A 21,272-nucleotide genomic window follows, 5' to 3' on the forward strand; every position below is an offset into this window, starting at 1 on the left:
GGGCGGTTTCGGTCCCCCGGCTTCCGCGGAGGCAGCGCCATGGCCCAGGGGCTCACAAGCATTCTGACCGAGGTCGGCACCAACGAGCTCGAGGTGGTGGAGTTCTGGGTGGACGGCCGCGCCTACGCCATCAACGTGGCCAAGGTCCGCGAGATCGTCCGGCCCGTGGAGCCGACCCCGATTCCCCACGCCCACCCCTGCGTGCTGGGCATGTTCCGCCATCGCGACGCCGTGATTCCCCTGGTGGACCTGGGCCAATGGCTGGGGAGCGCCGCCCAGCCCGATCCGCGCCGGGCCAGGATCATCGTGGCCGAGTTTAACCGCATGACCGTGGGGTTCCTGGTCCACGGGGTCGAGCGGATCCACCGCACCGGGTGGGGCGCCCTGGAGCCGGTGGAGAAGGGGAGCCTGGCCGCGTCCAAGGCCGCCGTGGGCATCCTGCGGCTCGGGGAGAACCGGGACCGCATCCTCCTCCTTCTCGATTTCGAGACCATCGTGGCCGAGATCTCCCCCCAGGAGGACGCGGCCGCCGCGGTTCCCCTCGACGAGCGCCGCAGGGGAAAGCGGGTGCTCGTGGCCGAGGACTCCCGGGCCGTGCGGAAGCTCCTGTGCTCGCGCCTGGAGGGGGCGGGCTACACGGTGGAGGCCGTGGCCGACGGCCAGGCCGCCTGGGAACGGCTGCAGGATCCCCCGCGGCCGGATCTCGTCGTGTCCGACATCGAGATGCCCCGCATGGACGGGCACCACCTCCTGCGCCGGATCCGGGCCGACGAGGCCCTGCGCCGCCTCCCGGTGGTCCTCTACTCCTCCATGATCCACGAAGAGATGCGCCGAAAGGGCGAAGCCCTCGGCGCCACCGCCCAGATCTGCAAACCCGACCTCCCCGAGCTCCTCGAAACCGTCGACCGGATCGTGTTGGAGCACCCGTAACAGCGCAAGGATCGTCCGGGACCCCGGCGCACCGCCAGGAACCAGCAGGGTGGGGCGGGGTTGGAGCGCCGGCCTGGGCGGCCGCGCGAGCGTCAGCCCTTGCCGCCCCGAAACCTCGTCTTATCTTTTCGACCGCAATGTTCGCCGGAACGCCTGCGGGAGCGAGGTGCTGCCAGCGCCGACAGGCGGCGAAAGGGAACTTTCCGGCGTTCGAGGTTCCGATCCTTCCACCGAGAGGAGAGGAATGTCCGATCCGGTTCTGATCGCATGCCCCTCGTGCTCCACGCTGAACAGGGTACCCGCCGGGCGCCTTGGAGAGCGGCCCGTGTGCGGCCGATGCCGGAGTCCCCTGTTCACCGGGCGGCCGGTGGAGCTCTCCCAGGGGTCGTTCCCCGCCCACGTGGAGAAGGCGAGCCTTCCGGTGCTCGTTGACTTTTGGGCCCCATGGTGTGGGCCGTGCCGCATGATGTCCCCGGTTCTCGAACAGGCCGCGACCGCGTTGGAGCCCCAGGTGCGGGTGGCCAAGGTGAACACCGAGGCCGAGCCCAGCCTGGCGAGCCGGTACCGCATCCAGGCCGTTCCCACGCTGATTCTTTTCCGCGGTGGCTCCGAGGTGGCCCGGCAGAGCGGGGCCATGCCCCTGCCGGCGCTCCTCGACTGGATCCGCCGAAACCTCGGGTCGTAGCCGCCCGTCCTCCATCCGACCGCCATCCCCTTTTCCCTCCCGTTTCCCTGGGGTTCGCCCGGCCAAAAGCGCGTGGCCTCTGAGGGGCCACCCCGGGACTCTCCGCAATGTTTTTCCTGTATATGCAAGAATGAGCAAAAGACAGCTCATTTGTGAAAAAAGTTTTTTGCACCTCAGGACTCAAGAAGTAGCCCGGGTTGGACGATTCATTTCCTATACAGCGTTTGGTTTCTGGGGGCGGGCCGCGGCGGCCCGCCCTTCGTGTGAGGAGGCGGCACGCGTGGGCGAAACCGTTCTGGTGGTTCACGAACGCCGGGAGGCGCGGGCCCGGCTAATGGCGGCCCTCGAGGCCGCCGGGGTGGTGGTCCTGGAGGCCACGCCCGAGGCGGCTGGGGCTGCGGTGTTGGGGGAGCGGCCGGGGGTCGTCGTGACCGCGGCGGCGCTTTCGCTGCCTCGAAACGGGCGGGGCCCGACCGTGATCGGCTGGGGGGCCGATCCCGGGGCTGGCGCCCACGACACGGTGCCGGCCGATGCCCCGGCTGCGGAGATCGCCCGGAGGGTGCTCGTTCATCTGGAGCACCGCGGGGCGCGCGCGCGGGAACGGGCCGAGGAGGCCCGGCAGAGGGCCACCCTCGCCCGGGCCCAGGCTCGGCTGCTGCCCCGGCCGGGCTCGGTGCCAGGGCTTCGGTTCGGCGCGGTGTACGCCCCGGCGCTCGAGGCCGGGGGGGACTTCTACGACGTCGTCCGGCTCGACCACTCGAGCTACGGGGTGCTCGTGGCCGACACCATGGGCCACGACCTGGGCGCGGCCTACGTCACCGGGGCCCTGAAGGCGGGGCTCCACCTGGCGGTGGAGGGCCACGGCCGGCCTTCGGCGGTGCTCGGGTCGCTCAACGGGGCGCTGCGGCCGCTCTTGGCCGACGGAGGCCACGTCACGGCCGCGTACGCCCGGGTGGACCGGTACCGGAGCCGGGTGCTCCTGGCCAGCGCCGGGCATCCTCCGGCCATCCTCGTGGGGGCCGACCGCCGGGCGCGTGTGGTCGAGTCAGAGGGCGACGTGCTCGGCGTATTTGAGGCGCCCGTGATGGGGGAGGTGGAGCTCGCCGTAGGACCGGGGACCCGTTTCTATCTCTATTCCGACGGGCTCCTGGACGCCTACGGCCCGGGTGCGGCGGCGCGGTCCCGGGCCCTGGGGGCCCTCTGCCGGGCCCTCGAGGACGTGGCCGGGTACCCGGTGGAGCTCGCCGTGGCCGAGGCGGCGGCGCGGGCGCTGGGCGGGTCGGTACCCCGGGATGACGTGGTGCTTGTGGGCCTGGAGGTGTGAGATGCCCGAACGGGGGGTGGTGCGTGAGTTCCGGGGGACGATGCCGGCCGAGTTCGGGGCCGTGGACCGGGTGCTCGGCGTGGTGGCCGAGATGATCGCCGACGCCCACCCGGACGACCGGTTCCGGTTTCGGCTCGCGCTCCGGGAGGCCCTGGTGAACGCCGTGCGCCACGGGTGTCGGCTCGATCCCCGCCGGGAGGTGGCGGTGGAGGTCCGGATCGAACCCGGCCGGTGGTGGGCCCGGGTGGCGGACGGCGGCGAGGGGTTCGACTGGGAGCGGTGGCTCGGGGTCCGGTCGGCCCCGTCGGCGGAGGGCGGCCGGGGGCTTCGGCTGCTCCGGCTCTACGCGGACGAGGTGCGGTTCAACGAACGGGGTAACGAACTGTGTCTGGAATGTCGCCCCCACCGGGCGGCGCCGGAAGGGAGGTGAACCGATGCAAAGCGTGTTGGAGCGGGACGGAACCGTGGTCCGCGTGGTGCCGGCGCCCGGACTCGTGGCTTCCGCGGCCGAGGAGCTCCGGGTCCCCCTCCGGGAGGCCGTGGAAGCGGGGGCCACGGAGGTGGTGTTCGATCTCGGCGGCGTGGACGACGTGGACTCCATGGGGATCGGGCTCCTCCTGGCCGCCCACAACACGGTGGGGCCCCGGGGCGGCCGGGTGAGGGTGGTCGGCGTGCACCCCGAGATCGCAAAGCTCTTCCGGACCATGCGGCTCGACCGCCACCTCCAGGTGGAGTCGGCGGCCTGAGGCACCACGTCCCATCACGGAGCGCGCCATGACGTTTCTCGACGACGAAACCCTCCAGATGTACGTGGAGGAGTCCCTGGACCACCTCGCGGACATCGAGTCGGACCTGCTCGCCATCGAACAGGCGGGAAGCGAGGCGGACGAGGAGCTCGTGAACAAGGTGTTCCGGGCGGCCCACTCCATCAAGGGGGGGGCGGGGTTCCTGGGGCTCCAGGCGATCAACCAGCTCGCGCACAAACTGGAGAACGTGCTGGGGCTGTTGCGAAGCCACGAGCTCGTTCCCAATCCCGACGTCATCAACCTGCTCCTGCAGGGGTTCGACCGCCTCCGGGAGCTCCTGCAGGACACGGAGGCCGGCCGCGACGCCGACGTGTCGGAACTCACAGTGGCGCTGGAGGGCCTCACCACGGCCAACCTGCCCGAGGAGCGAAAACCCACGGTGTCAGAACGGGTGCAGGTGGTGCTCGAAGGCCGGGGCCCGGTGTTCACCGTGAGCCGCTTCGAGGTGGACGAGGCTCTGAAGGGGGGCAAGAACCTCTACGTGTTCGAGTACGACCTCATCCACGACGTCCACCGCCTGGGCCGGTCGCCGCTCACCGTGCTCCAGGAGCTCGACGACGGCGGGGTCATCCTGGACAGCAAGGTCGAGCCTTCCGTGGCCGGGGACCTCTTCGCCGACGAGCTGCCCCGGTCGATCCCCTTTCTCGTGCTCTACGCCACCATCATCGGCACCGACATCGTGTCCGGCGTGTTCGACCTGCCGGAGGAACGGATCCACGTGCTCGGGGAGGCCCACTTCCGCGACGCGCCGCCCGAGCCGGTGACGCCCGAACCGCCGCCCACCGAGCAGGTGGTGGCCCGGCCGGCGGCCGAGGCCCCCAAGCCGGCCCCGGAGCTCCCGAAACCATCGCCCCCGGGGCCGGCCCGCGGGAAGCCCTCGCCCGCTCCCGGCGGGGCGGGCGACAAGTCGTCCTCCCCGGCGGCGCCCGCCGAGACGAGCATCCGGGTCAACGTGGCCCTCTTGGAGAACCTGATGACCCTGGCCGGGGAGCTCGTGCTCAGCCGGAATCAGCTCCTCCAGGCCGTGAACACCGGGGCCGGATCGGTGGAGCGGATCGCCCAGCGCATCGACCTCATCACCTCGGAGCTCCAGGAGACGATCATGCTCACCCGGATGCAGCCGGTGGGCAAGATCTTCGGGAAATTCCCGCGGGTGGTGCGGGACCTGGCCCGGAAGCTCGGCAAACAGGTGGAGCTCGTGGTCGAGGGCAACGAGGTGGAGCTCGACAAAACGATCCTCGAGGGGCTCAACGACCCGCTGACCCACCTCGTGCGAAACGCGGTGGACCACGGCCTGGAGCCCCCGGCGGAACGGGAGGCCGCCGGCAAACCCCCGAAGGGCACCGTGACCCTCCGGGCGTTCCACGAGGCCGGCCACGTGAACATCGAGATCTCCGACGACGGCCGGGGGATGGACCCGGAGCGAATCGTGGCCAAAGCCGTGGAGAAAGGGCTCGTGGCCCCGGACCAGGTGCGGGCCATGTCCGAAAAGGAGAAGGTGGGCCTCATCTTCCTCCCGGGATTCTCCACAGCCGAGCAGGTGACCGACGTGTCCGGCCGCGGTGTGGGGATGGACGTCGTCAAAACGAACCTCGACAAGCTCGGCGGCGTCGTGGACATCGAGTCCGCGCCGGGCGCGGGCACCACGGTGCGGATCAAGCTGCCCCTCACCCTCGCGATCATCCCGAGCCAGATCGTACGGGCCGGCGGGCAGGCGTTTGCGATCCCCCAGGTCAACATGGACGAACTGCTCCGGATCCCCGCCTCCCAGGTCAAAGACCGTGTCGAGATCGTGGGGAACGCCGAAGTGGTGCGGCTCCGGGACCGGCTGCTGCCCCTGGTGCGCCTGGCCGACGTTTTGGGGCTCCAGCCTCGGTACCGGGACCCGTCCACGGGGGAGGAGCGGCCGGACCGCCGCCGGACCATCGCCGACCGACGGGGCTTGCGCCTCGGGTTGGACGAGACCGCCCCCGGGGCCGCTGCGGCGGCATCTCCCGACCCCCGCCGCCGGGGAGCGGACCGGCGCCAGGCGAGCGCCGTGTGCATCGTGGTGGCGAACGCCGGCCCGTTCCGGTACGGCCTCGTGGTGGACGAACTCCTCGACGCCGAGGAGATCGTGGTGAAGCCCTTGGGCCGGCATCTCAAGGGGTGCGGGTGCTACGCCGGGGCCACGATCATGGGGAACGGCCGGGTGGCGCTCATCCTGGACGTCCCCGGCGTCGCCCGCCAGGCCCGGCTCGCGAGCGTGGAGGGCTCGGCGCGGGCGGCCGAGGTCAAGGCCGCGGCGAGGGGCCGGGCGGTCGGCGAGGAGCAGTTCCTGCTGTTCGGGTTCGGGCGGGGCGAGCGGTTCGCCCTGCCCCTCGACGTGGTGCAGCGGATCGAGCGGATCCGGCCGGACGCCCTGGCCACCGTGGGGGGCCGGCTGGTGCTCCAGTACAAGGGTGAAACCCTGCCCCTTCTGGTGCTCGACGAGGTGGCCCGGGTGTCCCCCCGGGACGAAGCGGCCGATCCGGTGGTGCTCGTGGTCCGGCTTCCCGGCCGGGTGGCCGGGGTGCTGGCCACCGGGCCGGTGGACGCCTTCCAGGGCCGGGTGGCGGTGGACCGGGAGACCCTCGTCCAGCCGGGGATCGGCGGGTCCATGGTGATCGACGGGGCCACCGTGCTGGTGGTGGATCCCATGGACCTCGCCCGGCGGATCTACCCCGACTGGTTCCGGCCCCGGGCCGAGGCGGAGCTCACGGCCCGGGCGGGGGCGCGGCTCCTCCTGGCGGAGGACTCGACCTTCTTCCGGGGCCAGGTGGCCGGGTTCCTGCGGGCGGCCGGGTACGAGGTGGTGGAGGCCGAGGACGGCCGGGAGGCCTGGGAGACCCTCTGCCGGCTTGGCGACGGGATCGACGGCGTCGTGACCGACATCGAGATGCCCCACATGGACGGCCTGGAGCTCACCCGGCGGATCCGGGTCGACGAACGGTTCCGAGATCTTCCCGTGGTGGCCCTCACCACCCTCGCCGAGGACGAGGACATCGAGCGGGGCCGAGAGGCCGGAGTCACGGACTACCAAGTCAAACTCGACCGGGATGAGCTCCTGGCGAGTCTGTCCCGCATCCTGCGCACGGAGGCGAACGGATGAAAAAGCGGCTGTCGTTTCGGCAGAAAATCTGGGTGTCCCTGGGGGTGGCCGTGGCCGGGCTCGCCGGGATCGCGGTGGCCGCGTCCCTGGGCCTGGGGGCCGTGGCGGAGCGGTTGTCCCAGACCGGCCGGGCGACCGAAGCCTTGCGGGCCGTGGCCGACGCCGAGATCGCGGCGCTCACGCTGGCGGCCGAGGCCCGCCGGCTCGACGCCGAAGGGGTGGAGGCGTTCCGGGACCGGCTCGTGGCGGTGGGTGCCGATGTGGACCGGCGCCTGGCGGCGGTGGGAGCCGCCACGGGGGGCGACCTGGAACGGGCGCTCGACGGCCTGCGGGCCACGCTTGATGGGTTCGTCGGGAAGCTCGGGGAGTGGGCGCGGCGTCAGAAGGCCCTGGGGTTCGGCCCCGACGAGGGGCTCCGGGCGCGCCTTGCGGCCGAGGAGGCCGGCCTCGCGGAGCGCCTCCAGTGGTTTTCGTACCTCAAGGAGGCGTTCGTGGGCTGCCGGGAGGCGGGGAAGAACCTGTTCCTCCACCAGGATCCGGCCCTGGCCGAGGGGTTCCGGGAGAGCCTGGAGGCCCTTCGGACGAAACTTCGGCAGCAGAAAATGGAGGATTTCAAAGGGGACGCCACCGAAACCCTGGGCGAGGCCGTCGGGCGGTACGGCGAGACGTTCGAGCGCGTGGCCGAGGCGGCCGCGGCCACCTGGGCCGCCCGGGACGCCGCCGCCGCCGGGCTGGACCAGGTGAGGGACCGGGCGGCCCGGGCGAAGGACGCCGTGGCCTCCCTGGTGGAACGGGCGGGGCGGGAGGCGGAGGCCTCGGTCCACCGCACCCGGTGGGGTGTCGGGGCGGCCGGCGTGGGCGTGGCGGCCGTACTCCTGGCCGTGCTGGGCTGGATCGGGGTGGGCACCACCCGGGCCCTCACCCGCACCGTGGACATCCTCAAGGACATGGCCGAGGGCGAAGGGGACCTCACCCGGCGGCTCCCGTACCGGGTTCCGGTGTGCTCCGACGTCATGGGGTGTTCGGCCGAGGAGTGCCCCTCCTACGGGGTGGACGACCCCTGCTGGAGCCGGTCCGGAACCCTGCAACCTCTATCCGAAAACGTGCGCTGTGAGGAGGTCCAGAACGGCCTCGTGTCCGACTGCCGGGAATGCCAGGTCTACTCCACGGCCCGCGGGGGCGAGGTGGACGAGTTCGACCGGATGGCGTTCTGGTTCAACCTGTTCCTCGACAAGATCCGGGTGGTGGTGGAGGAGGTGAAGCGGGCGTCCCAGGAGGTGGCCGAAACGGCGTCCGGCGTCACCGGGGCGGTGGAGGCGATCGCGGCCGGGGTGAGCGAGGCGTCGGGCCACGCGAACCGGGCTGCGGCGGACACCGGCGAGTTGGCCCGCACCGCGGGCGAGGTGGACGCCGAGGTGGGCACGGCCAACGCCACCTTGGCCGAGGTGGCCCGGGCGGCCCAGCAGATGGCCGACACCATCGCGGAGATCGCCCGGAGCACGGAGTCGGCTCGGGACACCACGGGGGGAGCGGTGGAACAGGCCCGCCGGGCCACCGAACGGGTGGGGGAACTCACCGAGGCGGCCGACCGGATCGGGGCGGTGACCCAGGCCATCCACGAGATCAGCGAGCAGACCCGGCTTCTCGCGCTCAACGCCACGATCGAGGCGGCCCGCGCCGGCGAGGCCGGCAAGGGCTTTGCGGTGGTCGCCCATGAGATCAAGGAGCTCGCGCGCCAGACGGCCGAGGCCACCGGGCAGATCCGGGAACGGATCGAGGCGATCGTCGGTTCGACCCGGGCCACCCGCGAGGACATCGAGGCCGTCGCCGGGGCGATCGGTAGGGTGGAGGACGTGGTGGCCGGCATCGCGGCGGCCGTGGAGGAACAATCGGTCACGACCCGCCAGATCGCCGAGGGGGTGGGGCAGGCCGCGACCGGGCTCGACGCCTCGGCCGCCGCCGTAAGCCGGGTGGCGGACCGGGCGGGCGAGGTTTCGTCCGTTCTGGGCACCGTGTCGGGGCAGGTGGACGGGGCCAGGGGCGAGGCCGAGGCCGTCAGGGACCGGGCGGCCGAGTTGGCCGGCACCGCGGCCCATCTGTCGCGGCTCGTGGAACGGTTTCGGGTGTGAGGGACAGGGGAACGGAATCCCCATCGCGAAGCGGAGGAATGCGGCATGAACATCGCGGGAAAGATGACGGTGCTGGCGGTGGCGGGGGTGGTGGCCCTGGGGGCCATCACGGCGATCACCGGGACGCTGGCCATCCGGGAGACCGGGGAGGCCGAGATCCGGGAAGTGCGGGACCGGATGCTGGAGTCCAAGAGGGAGAAGCTCAAGGATCTCGTGCGGGACGTGGAGGCCGTGCTCCAGCAGGCCTACGAGGACGCCCACGACCCGGCGAGGATCGCGGAGCTCTACCGCGATCGCCTCCAGAACCTGGTGGAGGCGGCCCACAGCGCCATCCAGGCCGTGTACGACGACCCGTCCCTCGACGACGCCCAGAAGAAGGAGAAGGCCAAGGCCGTGGTGAAGGGGCTCCGCTACGGCGCCGACGGGTACTTCTGGATCAACGACACCCACCCCACCATGGTGATGCACCCGTTCAAGCCCCAGCTCGACGGCAAGGACCTCACCGACTTCAAGGACCCCAACGGCAAGCGCCTCTTCGTGGAGTTCGTGAAGGCCTGCGAGTCGGCCGAGGGGGCCGGGTTCGTCGATTACCTCTGGCCCAAGCCGGGTCACGACGAGCCCGTGCCGAAGCTCTCGTACGTGAAGCTCTTCAAGCCCTGGGGCTGGATCGTGGGCACCGGGGTGTACCTGGAGGCGGCGGAGGAGCGGATCCAGAAGGACATGCTCCGGCTGATCTCCGACATGCGCTACGGCCCGGAGGGCCAGGACTACTTTTGGGTGAACGACATGAACTCCGTGGTGCTCATGCACCCGATCAAGCCCGAGCTCAACGGGAAGGACCTCTCGGACCTCAAGGACAAGAAGGGCACCTACATCTTCCGGGAGTTCGTGAAGGTCTGCCGGGAAAAGGGCGAGGGATTCGTGCCCTACCTCTGGCCCAAGCCGGGCCATGACGAGCCGGTGGAGAAGATCTCCTACGTGAAACTCTTCCAACCCTGGGGGTGGGTCGTGGGCACCGGGGTGTACGTGGACGACGTGGAGGCCAAGGTGGCCGAGATCGCCGGCCGGGTGGAACGCCGGATCAACCGGCAGGTCTGGACCCAGGTGGGGGCCATCGTGCTCGTGACCCTGATCGCCGGGCTCCTCACCGTGGCCGTGAGCCGGAAGATCTCGCGGCCCATCCGGATCACCACGGCCATGCTCCAGGACGTGGCCCGGGGTGAGGGCGACCTCACCAAGCGCCTGGACGTCCAGAGCCAGGACGAGGTGGGGGAGATGGCCCGGTGGTTCAACACCTTCGTGGAGAAGGTGCAGCACATGATCCGGGAGGTGAAGGAGAACGCCGAGGTGGTGGGCCGCTCGTCCCGGAGCCTCACGGAACTGGCCGCCCACATGTCCGAGGGGGCCGACGACATGTTCTCGCGCTCCAACACGGTGGCCGCCGCGGCCGAAGAGATGAGTTCCAACATGGCCAACGTGGCGGCGGCCATGGAGGAGGCCACCACGAACCTGGGGGTGATCTCGACGGCCGTGGAGCAGATGACCTCCACCATCCGCGAGATCGCCCGGAACACCGAGAAGGCGAGCACCGTGACCTCCCAGGCCGTGACCGTGGCCCGGAGCGCCTCCGAAAAGGTGGACGAACTGGGCAACGCCGCCCAGCTCATCGGCAAGGTGACCGACACCATCAACGAGATCAGCGAGCAGACGAAGCTCCTGGCCCTGAACGCCACGATCGAGGCGGCCCGGGCCGGGGAGGCCGGCAAGGGGTTCGCCGTGGTCGCCAACGAGATCAAGGAACTTGCCCGCCAGACCGCGGCGGCCACGGGCGAGATCCGCGAGCGGGTCGAGGGCATCCAGGGGTCCACCTCGGCCACCGTCACCGAGATCGCCGAGATCACCCGGGTGATCGAGGAGGTGAACGAGATCGTGACCACGATCGCCGCGGCGGTGGAGGAGCAGTCGTCCACCACCCGCGAGATCGCCGACAACGTGACCCAGGCGGCCCGGGGCGTGGAGGAGGTGAACACCAACGTGGCCCAGACCTCCCAGGTGAGCCAGGACATCGCCCGGGAGATCGCGGACGTGAACCACGCGGCGAGCGAGATGTCCAACTCCACGAGCCAGGTGAGCGCCGCGGCCGAAGACCTGAGCCAGCTTGCGGCGAAGCTCCTGGAGATGATGGGCCGGTTCAAGGTCTAACCCCGCGACGAAGCCCCCCGTGCGCTCGCCTCCGCGTGGGGGGAGAGGGTGCGGGGGCGCGGGTCCGCAAAAGGAGAAACCCTCGCGGCCCGGAGGCCGCTCCCACAGGTTGGGACAGCCGCAGACGCTGAAATCCAAAAGGATTTTAGCATCCTAGCTTCCCAGCCTCCTAGCATCCCAGCAGGAAGTTACTTGGAAGGAGCAGCGCATGGACGAGGCGCGAACCGACCTGCCCGAGCAGGTGTGCACGTTCTGGATCGGTGACGCCCTGTGCGGGGTGGACATCCGACGGGTGCAGGAGATCAACCGGCAGGTGGAGGCCACCCCCGTGCCCCTGGCCCCCGACTACGTGGTGGGGGTGATGAATCTGCGCGGCCGGGTGGTGACGGTGATGGACCCGGCCCGGAAGCTCGGCCTGGGCGACACGGCGCCCGGCGAGGAGACCCGGAACGTCATCGTCCAGTCGGGCGAGGAGCCCGTGGGCCTCCTGGTGGACCGGGTGGCCGACGTGGTGGAGGTGGACCCGGCGGCCCTCGCGCCGCCCCCCGCGAACCTGGGGGGGATCCGGGGGGCCGTGTTCCTGGGCGTGCTCCGGACCGACGGGGCGCTGGTGGGCATCCTCGACGTGGACGCCGTGCTGGAGGAGGCGGAGTGACCCTCGCCGATCCGCCGGTCCGGGTGTTGGTGGTGGACGACACCATCGTCTACCGCAAGATCGTCAGCGACGCCCTCGCCGAGATCCCGGGCGTGGAGGTGGTGGGTACCGCGGCCAACGGGAAGATCGCCCTGGCCCGGGCCCAGAACCTCCGGCCCGACCTCCTGACCCTGGACCTCGAGATGCCGGTGATGGACGGCCTCGAGGTGCTCCGGCGGCTCCCGGAGGTGTGCCCCAACACCGCCGCCATCATGGTGAGCACCCTGACCCAGCGGGGCGGGGCGCTCACCATGCGGGCCCTGGAGCTCGGCGCGCTCGATTTCGTGCCGAAGCCCCAGGAGGCCTCGGCCGCGGTGAACCGGGCGTTTCTTCGGGCCGAGCTGCAAAAGAAGATCGAGGTGTTCCGGGCCCGGCGGGACGCCCTCGTCCGCCCGCGCCCCTCCACCCGCCCGGCCCCGCGGCCCCGTCCGGCCCCGGCGGAGGCGCGGGCCTGGCAGGGGGCCGATGTGGTGGCCGTGGGCGTGTCGACCGGGGGGCCCAACGCGCTGGCAAGGCTGCTTCCAGGGTTCCCGGCCGATTTCGGCGTGCCGATCCTCGTGGTCCAGCACATGCCGCCCATGTTCACCGCGTCCCTGGCCGAGAGCCTCGACCGCAAATGCCCCCTGGAGGTGCGGGAGGCCCGGGACGGCGAGCGGGTGGAGCCGGGACGGGTCCTCATCGCGCCGGGCGGGTTTCACCTCAAGGTTGTGGCCGGGGTGGACGGCCTGAGCCGGGTCCTGCGGCTTACCCGCGACCCGCCGGAGCACGCCGTGCGGCCGGCCGTGGACTACCTGTTCCGGTCGGTGGCCCAGTACTTCGCGGGCCGGGCCGTGGGCGTCGTGATGACCGGTATGGGCCGGGACGGCACCGAGGGGCTCACCCGGATGAAACAAAACGGGTGCCGCACCCTGGTGCAGGACGAGGCGACCTCGGTGGTGTGGGGAATGCCCGGTTCGGCCGTGGAGGCCGGGGTGGCCGACCGTGTGGTGCCGCTCGACCGGCTGGCCGAGGAGATCCGGCGGGCGGTGAGGCCCGGGCCCTGGGGCGCCGGGCCGGAATGGGGCGAGTGACCGGGCGGATGGGGGCGGCGAAGCGCCCCCGGATCACCCCCCAGGAGTTCCGGGTGCTCGCGGAGTTCCTGTACGAGGTGTCCGGCATCCATCTCGACTCGGCGAAGGCGTACCTGGTGGAGACCCGGCTGGGGAGCCTGCTCGAGGAGCTCGGCTGCGCCTCGTACAGCGAGTTCCTCTACCGCCTGAAACACGACCGGAGCAAATCCCTCGTCCACCGGTTCGTGGACGCCATGACCACGAACGAGACCCTGTTCTTCCGGGACCAGGGTCCGTTCGAGTTGCTCCGGCACAAGCTGCTGCCCGACCTGATCGACCGAAAGCGGGCCCGGGGGTCGGGCCCCCTCGCGCCCCAGATCCGGATCTGGTGCGCCGCCTGCTCGTTCGGCCAGGAGGTCTACAGCGTGGCCATGGTGTGCCGCGAGGTCCTGGACGCGGCGCCGGGGGTGGGGGTGACCATCCTGGGCACCGACATCTCGAGCGCCGCCGTGGGCCGGGCGAGCGCCGGGCGCTACAGCGCCTTCGAGGTGGAGCGGGGCCTGCCGCCGCGGTACCGGGAGCGGTTCTTCCGGCCCGTGGGCCACTCCACCTGGCAGGTGACCGACGAGGTCCGGGCCCTGTGCCGGTTCCGGAAGCTCAACCTCCTGGAACCGTTCGCCTTCCTGGGCCGGTTCGACATCGTGCTGTGCCGGAACGTGGCCATCTACTTCCGGCCCGAGGACCGGAAGGGGCTGTTCGACCGGATCGCCGACGTCCTAGAGCCCTGGGGCGCCCTTCTGATCGGCGCCTCGGAGTTCCTGACCGGGGTGAGCCGCCGGTTCGTCGCCCGCCGGCACCTGCGGCAGGTGTACTACGAGCCCGTGCCCGACACCGACGGAGGGTGAGACCCGATGGATGCCGAGTATCTCCGGTTTCTCCAGGGCGTGGCCTGGGGCCTCGTAGCCTTGGGCACGGCCCTCGCCGTGGAGCGCCCCCGTGGCGAGCGGGGGCTCGCCTGGTGGCTCGGCGCGTTCGGCGTGACAGCGGCCCTGGCGGCGTGGGCCCCCCTTCTCCCGGGCGGCCCGGGGACAGTGGCGGGCCGGTGGCTTGGCGCCGCCGCCTGGATTCCATGGGGCGGCACCCTCCTGGGGCTCGGTGCAGGGGGCTGGCGGGCCGCGCGCGCGTTCCTGGGAACCCCGGGGTGGGCGATGGTGGCGGCATGGGGGGCCGTGGAGGCGTGGGGCGCGTTGGGCCTGCCGGCCGAGGCGGCGGAGGCCCTTCTCGCCTGGGGAGCCGCCGGTGCCAACTGGTGGAGGGGCCGAGCACTGTCGGCCCGAAGGGGCGGGACCCGGGTGGCCGATGTGGCTGCCGTGACGATGGTGCTGATTCTGGCCGCCGGTTGGGCCGGCACCGCCGCGCTGGGGCGGAGAGAGTGGTCGGCCCACATGCGCGAGACCGCCCGCCTCGCCAAGGCCTGGGTCGCCGCCCTGGACCAGGTGGCAACTTCCCTCGGGGAGCCGCCTGCCGAGGCGGGGGAGGGCGGCCGGTGGGTCGTGACGGACGGGGCGGTGTGTCGGGATTCCCCCGCGGGCCGGCGCTGCACTCCCCTTCCGCCGGGGGACTACGAACTCCCGGAGGAGCCGCCGGCCGGCCCGGAGGTGGCGGCGGCCCGCTGGGACCGGGTGGGACGGTGGGTCGTGGTGCGGGCCGACCTCTCCGGTGTACGCACGGCGAGGCTGGCGGGCATGGCGTTCACCCTTTCGGCCGTGGCCCTGGTGGCCCTGGGGTTCACGTTCGAGGAACTCCGGCGGCGCGCACGGTGGCAGCAGCACCGCGCGGACCTGCGTCTGCGCCGCATCCTCGATGCCGCCCCCGACGCGGTGTTCCTGGTGGACGAGGCGTCCCGGCGGGTCCTGTGGGCCAACCGTGCAGCCCAGCTCTGGTGCGGCCGCCCGGCGGGGACCGCGGCGGGGGTGCCGCTCGAAGAGGTGCTGGGGGACGTTGCCGGGGCGGCTTTCGATGCCCCGCCCGTGCCCGCGGGCGAGGGGGCGTTCCGGATCACTCTGACCGGCCGGACGACCTGGGTGCAGGCGACCGCAGCCCCTGCGGAGTTCGGGGAAACCCGGTGCCGGCTCGTGGTGCTGCGGGACGTGGGGCCGATCGTGGAGCGCTCCCGGCGAGAGGCGGAGCTCGGGGCGCTCCTCTCCACGGTGCTGGACCACGCGGAAAACGGGATCTTAGTGTTGGCTCCCGATCACCGGATCCGGTACCACAACCGCCGCTACCGGGAACTTTGGGGGATTCCCGAGGATGTGCTCTGGAGCGAGCCCACCCTCGAGGCCATGGTTCGGTGGGCCTGCAACCGGGGCATCTACGACCCAAGCCAGGAGGACGATCTCGCGAGACTGCGGGCCGACCACCTGGAGGCGGCCCGGCGGGAGGGCCGGAAGACCCTCCTCACGCCCCGCCGGGACGGCCGGGAGGTCGAGGCCTACGCTGTGGCTCTGCCGGACGGCGGATTTCTGGTTTCGTACCAGGATGTTACGGAGCGAAGGAGGGCCGAGAGGGCCCTGCGCGAGGCCAAGGACTTCGGCGAGCGGCTCGTGGCGTCGCTCGCGGTGGCGGCCTTCGTGCAGGACCCCGGAGGCCGGGTGATCGCGTGGAACCGGGCGGCCGAGCGGCTCACCGGGGTGCCGGCCGACGCGGTGATCGGCACGGCGGAGGCCTGGCGGGGGTTTTACCCGGCGCCCCGGCCCACCCTGGCCGACCTCGTGCGGGAGGGACGGGAGATCGAGGCCGGCCGCTGGTACCCCCGGTGGGGGCCGTCGCCGTTGGCCCCCCAGGGGCTCCGGGCCGAGGGGTGGTACGAAAACCTGAACGGGAAGAGGCGGTTCATCGTGTTCGACGCCGCGCCGGTGCGGGACGCCGAGGGGCGGCTTCTGGCCGTGGTGGAAACGATCCAGGACCTGACCGACCTCGAGGAGGCCGAAGGGGCGCGTCGGATGCTGGAGACCGCCGTGGACCAGGCCGCCGAGGGCCTCGCGGTGTTGGGGCCCGGCGGTAGGATGCTGTACGGGAACCGGGCGTTCCGAAACCTGTTCCCGGGCGGGTTACCCGAAGGCCTCTGGGCCGGGCACAGGGAGGACGAGGTCTGGAGGGCCCGGCTGGACGTGCCGGGCACGGACGGGGACCGCCGGCGGGTGGCGGTGGCGGTGTCGCCGGTGCGCGCGGTCTCGGGGGAGGTGTCGCACCGGGTGGCCGTGGCCCTCGACGTGACCCGCGAGGAGGAGCTGGAACGCCACCTCCGGCAGGCCCAGAAGCTCGAGGCCCTGGGCACGCTGGCGGGAGGCATCGCCCACGACTTCAACAACATCCTCGTGGCCGTGGTCGGCTACGCCGAACTGGGGCTCGATCTGGCCGGGGACGGGCGGCTTCGGGGGTATCTGGAACGGATCCTCAGCGCCTCGGAGCGGGCCCGGGAGCTGGTGCGCCGCATGCTCGCCTTTAGCCGGGAGCCCGAAGGGGATCCGCGGCCCATCCGGTTGGGGGAAGCCGTGGAGGAGGCCGTGGAGCTTCTCCGGCCCGGGTTGACGCCCCGGGTGGATCTGCGCTACCGGCGGGAGGTCGAGGACGACCGGGTGGAGGCCGACCCGGTCCAGGTGCAACAGGTGGTCATGAACCTGGTGACGAACGCGGGCCACGCCCTGCCGGAGGGCGAAGGCCGGATCGAGGTGGCGATTCGGGATGCCGAGGTGGACGACGACCTGGCCGCGCGGTGGCCCGGGGTCCGGCCGGGTCGGTTCCTGCGGCTCACGGTCTCGGACACGGGGTGCGGCATCCCGCCCGAGGTGCTGCCCCGCATCTTCGACCCGTTCTTCACCACAAAGGAGGTGGGCCAGGGAACCGGGTTGGGGCTCGCCTCGGTGTACGGGATCGTCAAGGCCTGGGGCGGTTTCGTGGACGTACGCTCCGAGGTGGGCCGGGGGACCACGTTCCATGTGTTCGTGCCGGCCCTTCGGGCGGCTTCGGCCGCCGGAGGGCCGGTAACCCGCGGGCGGGGCGAACTCGTGCTCCTGGTGGACGACGAGGAGGGGGTGCGAGAGGTGCTGGCCGACATCTTGCGGGCCGCCGGGTACCGGGTGCTGGCCCACTCGAGCGGGCGGGAGGCCCTGGCGGCGTTCTACCGGGACCCGGCAGGGATCGCGGCGGTCCTGACCGATCAGGCCATGCCGGGGATCGACGGGGTGGAGGTGCTGCGACAGATGCGAAAGGTGCGGCCCGAGCTTCCGGCGGTGCTCTGCACCGGGTACGATCGGGAAGAGGCCCGGGCGGCCGCGACGGAGTTGGGCGTTCGGGTGCTCCTGAAGCCGTTCACGGCCCGGGCCGTGCTCGAGGCTTTGACCGAGGCGCTCGCGGGACGAAGGGACGAAGGACGCGCCGAGGCGGCGATGGAGGCGTGACATGGCGAAGATCCTCTTGGTGGACGATGAGGAGGAAGTGCGCCGGGTGTTGGGCGAGCTTCTCACCCGGGCCGGGCACGAGGTGGTCGTGGCCGCCGACGGCGAAGAGGGCCTTCGGGCCTTTCGGGAACACCGGCCCGATCTCGTGGTTACCGATCTCCTCATGCCGGTGCGGGGCGGGCTCTCCCTCATCGTGGAGGTGCGGGAACTCGACCCCGGGGCCCGGGTGCTCGCGATCTCCGGGGGCGGCCCCCGGGGCCACCTGAATTTCCTCGAGACGGCCCGGGCCCTCGGCGACGTGGAGACGCTTCGGAAACCCTTCCGTCGTGCGGAACTCCTGGCGGCGGTGAACCGGGCCCTGGGCCGGGCCGGGGAGGGGTGAGGTGGACGTTCGGTTCGTGAACCCGTTCCTCTCGGCCACCGTGAGCGCCCTCGACACCATGGCGGGGCTCGAGGTCGTTCGCGGGCAGCCGAAGATAGAGAATCGCTTTTTGGCCCTCGCCGACGTAAGCGGCCTGATCGGGATCACCGGCGACGTGACCGGCGCCGTGGCCCTTTCGTTTCCCCGTGCCCTGGCCCGCCGGATCTGCGAGGCCCTGCTGGGGGAGTCGGTGGCCGACGACGACCCGGGGATCGCCGACGCGGTGGGGGAACTCGCGAACATCGTGACGGGGGGTGTGAAGCGGGCCTACGACAAGCTCGGGGTGCGGTTCCAGCTGAGCACCCCCACCGTGGCCGTGGGCGAGCGCCACAAGATCCTCTACCCCAGCGACCGGCCGGTGCTGGTGATCCCGTTCCGGACCCTGGGGACCCCGTTCTGGGTGCAGGCCACGCTGAAGTTCGAGGGGCGCGGGGGGTAGGGGGCGTCAGCGGGTCGCCTCGGCCCGCCGGAGCCGCCACGCCCCCGCGAGGGCGAAGGCCGCCACCGGGAGCCAGGCCGCGAGCGGCGGCGGCAGCGCGCCCGTGCGGCCGAGGGCCAGGAACACCGCCTGGGCGAGGCCGAAGGCCACGGCCGCCCCGAGCGCCGCAAGGAACCCCCGGTGGCCCGAGGCCCGGGGCGGGCCGCCCACGCAAAACGCGAACCCCAGGAACGGCAGGAGCGCCGTGGCCGCGGGGAGGGCCGTTTTGGCCCACAGGCTCACCTCGAGGTCCAGGGTGTCGAAGCCCCGGGCCCGGTACCGCGCGATGCGGCGCCGCAGGTCCCGCCAGGTGAGGGCGTCGGCCGAGAGGTCCTCGATCACGAGGTCCTCGGGCCGCACCCCCAGGTCCCAGGCGAGGCTCTCGAACGGTTCGGCCCCGAACCCGCCCCCCGCGTCGAACCGCCGCCGCTCCCCCTTTTCGAGCACCCAGGTTTCCCCGGTCCAGCGGGCCGAGGCGGCCGTGAGCCGTTCCCGGATCGCGCCCCCTTCCACCCGCACCCACTCGACGCCCTGGAGTCGGTTCTCCCCGGGATCGATCCGGTCCACGTGGAGGAATCCCCCCGGCACCCGAAGCCACACGTCGGTGGTGCGCGCCAGGCTCGCGGCGGACTTTCCCTTGATCCGGACGTTCTTGATCTCGTGGGCCAGCGCGAACCCCCGCGGGGCCACGAGTTCCTGGAGCACGGCGTGGCCCGCGGTGAGGACGAGCCCCGCGCCCACGAACGGCACGGCCAGCCGGCGAAGCGAAAGCCCCCCGGCCCGAAGGGCGGCGAGTTCCCCCCGGCGGGCGAGTCCGGTGAGGGCGAAGGCCGTGGCCAAAAGCCCGGTCATGGGGAGGATCTGGGTGAGCATCCAGGGGATTCTCGCGGCGAAAAAGAGGGCCATGTCCGAGGGCCGGGGCGAGTACTTGAGGATCATCCGTAGTTTCTCGAACACCTCCACCACGAGGAAGAGCGCCAGAAAGCCCCCGGCCACGGGAACCCAGAAGGACCAAAACCGGCCGGCCAGATACCGGTCCAGGACCTTCACGGCCCCCCCTCCCTGCGAAGCCGAGCGCGAAGCGCCAGCCACGCCCCCTCGAGGCCCTCTTCCAGGGGGAGGGGCCGCTCCTGGTTTTTCCGGTGGTAGGCGAAGGCGGTGAGGCCGGCGAGCACGGCGGTACCGCCCCAAACGGCGAGCTCCGGCGGGAACGCGGAGGACCGGGCGAGCGCCTTGGCCACGGTGAGAAGCGCGTAGTAGATCACCAGAACCCCGAGGGCCAGCACGTAGCCGCGGCCCTTGCCGAACCGGGAGTGGTGGAACCCGAGACACCCGCCCAGGAGCCCGAGGAGCACGCACCCCACGGGAACGGAGAGCCGGCGGTGGAGCTCGAACCGGGCCTCCCGGTCGCCCCGGGCCGCGGCGGCCCAGAGGGCCGGGGTGGTCATCTCTTCCACGTCGGGGTCCGGCGTCACGGCGGGCAGGGGCAGGTCCACCCGGTACCGGCGGAACCGGACCCGCCGGTAGGGTTTGCCGGGGCCCTGGGACTCGTGGGCCTCCCCCTCCGCGAGGTCGAGGGACAGCCGTCGGCCCTCGGCCCAGAGCCGTCCCCGCCGGGCCGCGATCCAGACGGGTCTCGGGCCCCGTTCCACCACGAGGAAGAGGTCCTCGAGTTCCCGGCCGCCGTCCCGGCTTCCCCCCGCGTAAAGGGTGATGCCGGGGGCCACCTCGGTGAACGCGCCGGCCTGGGCCGTGAGCCCCACCCGGTTCTTGACGGCGTCGTAGAGCTCCTGCCGGAAGGCCCGGGCCGCGGCCGGCTGCCCCCAGAGGCTCACGGCCGCGGCCGCCACCGCCACGGCGAGGCTCACGAGCCCGAACGGACGAAGCGTCTGGGCGAGGCTCACGCCGAGGGCCCGCAGGGCCACGGCCTCGTTGTCGAGGCTCAAGCGGCCGGCCGCGAGGAGAACGGCCACCAGTAGGCTCACGGGCAAAAGAAGCGGCAGGAGCGCCGGAAGCGCAAGCCCCATGAGCCGCGCCACCGTGCCGAGGGGCACCCCCCGGGCCACCACCAGGTCGGCCAGGAGAAACATGCGGTGCATCACCAGCACGAACGCCAGCACCACCAGGCTCACGGCCAGGGTGGGCAGGGACAGCCGAAGAAGGTATCGGTCGAGAACGGTCATCGTATGCCGGGATGCCAGGAGGCTGGGAAGCTGGGAGGCCAAACTTCTCCGGGATGCAACGGTTACGAATGGTTACGTCTGAGCGCGGGCTGCCATCGCAGACAGGGGGTCCGATTCCCTCCGCGGGGAAGGTCTGGGTCGCCTACGTTCCCCGGAAGGGTACCGGAACTGGGGGTCTCCACGCCACCGCGCGGGGCGCGAGCCCGATCCGGGAGCGGTTCGGTGTGCGTTTCGGCGCAAACCGGGGTAGGATGGAAGCATCGGCAGGCTGCAGGGCGCGGCCTGTTCGCAGAAACAATATCAACCCGGCGTCAATACAGGCGCGCGAGGAGATCGCGAGGGCATGGGGCCTGCTTCCGGCCGTGCGTGAGTGCGGCATCCGGCTTACGCTGCATCCGGCACTCAGCCGGATGGACGGAACCACTCAGGAGCTCTAGGCGTTTTCGTCAGCCCACTGGGCCGGAAGAGTCCCAGTCGTTGGCTGAGTGCCGGAAGCAGCGACTGTAGGAGCCACGCCCGGCGCTCCAGCAGGCCCCATGCCCCCCGACCGTGGCTATTTAGCCGCCGGAGTAATAACTTCTGCCTCGGCCACACGGTGACGCGCCCCCGTCTGGACCACGGAACCGGAGGCCGTCGACCGTCGACCGTACCAGAAGACAGAGGACAGAGGGTTTCTGACATCGGTCCTCTGAATTCTGGCCCCCGATACGGCAGCCGCTCCCACAGGTTGGGACGGATGGCAACGCCGGAGTCCCGTAAGCGTTTGGCCGCCTAGCCGCCA

Annotated in this window: 16 protein-coding genes; 14 read left to right on the forward strand and 2 right to left on the reverse strand. The window is 71.8% G+C overall.

From position 1 onward, the window contains the following. The first annotated feature begins 39 nt into the window (after positions 1-39). From ACY0I8_RS01085 to ACY0I8_RS01150, 14 genes are all read left to right on the forward strand, one after another. Positions 40-930: a chemotaxis protein CheW gene (locus ACY0I8_RS01085; RefSeq protein WP_461393219.1), complete on the forward strand. Its 891-nt coding sequence runs from the start codon at positions 40-42 to the stop codon at positions 928-930. Positions 931-1,174: 244 nt separating this feature from the next. Next, positions 1,175-1,615: a thioredoxin TrxC gene (gene trxC / locus ACY0I8_RS01090; RefSeq protein ID WP_461393220.1), complete on the forward strand. Its 441-nt coding sequence runs from the start codon at positions 1,175-1,177 to the stop codon at positions 1,613-1,615. A gap of 280 nt (positions 1,616-1,895) precedes the next feature. After that, a complete protein-coding gene (locus ACY0I8_RS01095; protein ID WP_461393221.1) occupies positions 1,896-2,939 on the forward strand; it encodes a PP2C family protein-serine/threonine phosphatase in 1,044 nt (347 codons plus the stop codon). A gap of 1 nt (position 2,940) precedes the next feature. Further along, a complete protein-coding gene (locus ACY0I8_RS01100; RefSeq protein WP_461393222.1) occupies positions 2,941-3,369 on the forward strand; it encodes an ATP-binding protein in 429 nt (142 codons plus the stop codon). A gap of 4 nt (positions 3,370-3,373) precedes the next feature. Then, positions 3,374-3,685 carry an STAS domain-containing protein gene (locus ACY0I8_RS01105; protein ID WP_461393223.1) on the forward strand — a complete coding sequence of 104 codons (312 nt, stop codon included), beginning with the start codon at positions 3,374-3,376 and terminating at the stop codon, positions 3,683-3,685. Positions 3,686-3,713: 28 nt separating this feature from the next. Then, a complete protein-coding gene (locus ACY0I8_RS01110; RefSeq protein WP_461393224.1) occupies positions 3,714-6,875 on the forward strand; it encodes a hybrid sensor histidine kinase/response regulator in 3,162 nt (1,053 codons plus the stop codon). Beyond that, complete coding sequence (locus tag ACY0I8_RS01115; protein ID WP_461393225.1) at positions 6,872-9,004, forward strand: methyl-accepting chemotaxis protein; 2,133 nt, start codon at positions 6,872-6,874, stop codon at positions 9,002-9,004. The genes ACY0I8_RS01110 and ACY0I8_RS01115 overlap by 4 nt, the downstream gene beginning before the upstream one ends. 45 nt (positions 9,005-9,049) lie before the next feature. Continuing rightward, positions 9,050-11,206 (forward strand): methyl-accepting chemotaxis protein, encoded by a 2,157-nt coding sequence (locus ACY0I8_RS01120; RefSeq protein WP_461393226.1) that lies wholly within the window; start codon positions 9,050-9,052, stop codon positions 11,204-11,206. 208 nt (positions 11,207-11,414) lie between these two features. Further along, on the forward strand, positions 11,415-11,861 hold the full coding sequence (locus ACY0I8_RS01125; protein ID WP_461393227.1) for a chemotaxis protein CheW: 447 nt from the start codon (positions 11,415-11,417) through the stop codon (positions 11,859-11,861). Then, entirely contained in the window at positions 11,858-12,970 is a 1,113-nt protein-coding gene (locus tag ACY0I8_RS01130) for a protein-glutamate methylesterase/protein-glutamine glutaminase (protein ID WP_461393228.1), read from the forward strand. Before ACY0I8_RS01125 ends, ACY0I8_RS01130 begins: the two co-directional genes overlap by 4 nt. Continuing rightward, on the forward strand, positions 12,967-13,854 hold the full coding sequence (locus ACY0I8_RS01135; protein ID WP_461393229.1) for a CheR family methyltransferase: 888 nt from the start codon (positions 12,967-12,969) through the stop codon (positions 13,852-13,854). The genes ACY0I8_RS01130 and ACY0I8_RS01135 overlap by 4 nt, the downstream gene beginning before the upstream one ends. A 6-nt stretch (positions 13,855-13,860) precedes the next feature. Next, positions 13,861-17,409 carry a PAS domain-containing protein gene (locus ACY0I8_RS01140; RefSeq protein WP_461393230.1) on the forward strand — a complete coding sequence of 1,183 codons (3,549 nt, stop codon included), beginning with the start codon at positions 13,861-13,863 and terminating at the stop codon, positions 17,407-17,409. Position 17,410: 1 nt separating this feature from the next. Further along, the gene (locus ACY0I8_RS01145) at positions 17,411-17,791 is read left to right on the forward strand and encodes a response regulator (protein WP_461393231.1); all 381 of its coding nucleotides are present in this window, start codon (positions 17,411-17,413) and stop codon (positions 17,789-17,791) included. Position 17,792: 1 nt separating this feature from the next. Beyond that, a complete protein-coding gene (locus ACY0I8_RS01150) occupies positions 17,793-18,269 on the forward strand; it encodes a chemotaxis protein CheX (RefSeq protein ID WP_461393232.1) in 477 nt (158 codons plus the stop codon). Between the two features lie 6 nt (positions 18,270-18,275). Here ACY0I8_RS01150 and lptG read toward each other — a convergent pair whose 3' ends face one another. After that, complete coding sequence (lptG, locus tag ACY0I8_RS01155; RefSeq protein ID WP_461393233.1) at positions 18,276-19,358, reverse strand: LPS export ABC transporter permease LptG; 1,083 nt, start codon at positions 19,356-19,358, stop codon at positions 18,276-18,278. Further along, a complete protein-coding gene (lptF, locus tag ACY0I8_RS01160) occupies positions 19,355-20,491 on the reverse strand; it encodes an LPS export ABC transporter permease LptF (RefSeq protein ID WP_461393234.1) in 1,137 nt (378 codons plus the stop codon). The genes lptG and lptF overlap by 4 nt, the downstream gene beginning before the upstream one ends. Between the last annotated feature and the right edge of the window lie 781 nt (positions 20,492-21,272).

It is taken from the genome of Deferrisoma sp. (assembly GCF_054681715.1).

Coding starts and splice junctions, on each gene's coding strand:
- ACY0I8_RS01100 (WP_461393222.1), top strand. CDS start 2,941: ATGCCCGAACGGGGGGTGGTGCGTGAGTTCCGGGGGACGATGCCGGCC.
- lptF (WP_461393234.1), bottom strand. CDS start 20,491: ATGACCGTTCTCGACCGATACCTTCTTCGGCTGTCCCTGCCCACCCTG.
- ACY0I8_RS01115 (WP_461393225.1), top strand. CDS start 6,872: ATGAAAAAGCGGCTGTCGTTTCGGCAGAAAATCTGGGTGTCCCTGGGG.
- ACY0I8_RS01105 (WP_461393223.1), top strand. CDS start 3,374: ATGCAAAGCGTGTTGGAGCGGGACGGAACCGTGGTCCGCGTGGTGCCG.
- ACY0I8_RS01110 (WP_461393224.1), top strand. CDS start 3,714: ATGACGTTTCTCGACGACGAAACCCTCCAGATGTACGTGGAGGAGTCC.
- ACY0I8_RS01145 (WP_461393231.1), top strand. CDS start 17,411: ATGGCGAAGATCCTCTTGGTGGACGATGAGGAGGAAGTGCGCCGGGTG.
- ACY0I8_RS01120 (WP_461393226.1), top strand. CDS start 9,050: ATGAACATCGCGGGAAAGATGACGGTGCTGGCGGTGGCGGGGGTGGTG.
- ACY0I8_RS01125 (WP_461393227.1), top strand. CDS start 11,415: ATGGACGAGGCGCGAACCGACCTGCCCGAGCAGGTGTGCACGTTCTGG.
- ACY0I8_RS01085 (WP_461393219.1), top strand. CDS start 40: ATGGCCCAGGGGCTCACAAGCATTCTGACCGAGGTCGGCACCAACGAG.
- trxC (WP_461393220.1), top strand. CDS start 1,175: ATGTCCGATCCGGTTCTGATCGCATGCCCCTCGTGCTCCACGCTGAAC.
- ACY0I8_RS01140 (WP_461393230.1), top strand. CDS start 13,861: ATGGATGCCGAGTATCTCCGGTTTCTCCAGGGCGTGGCCTGGGGCCTC.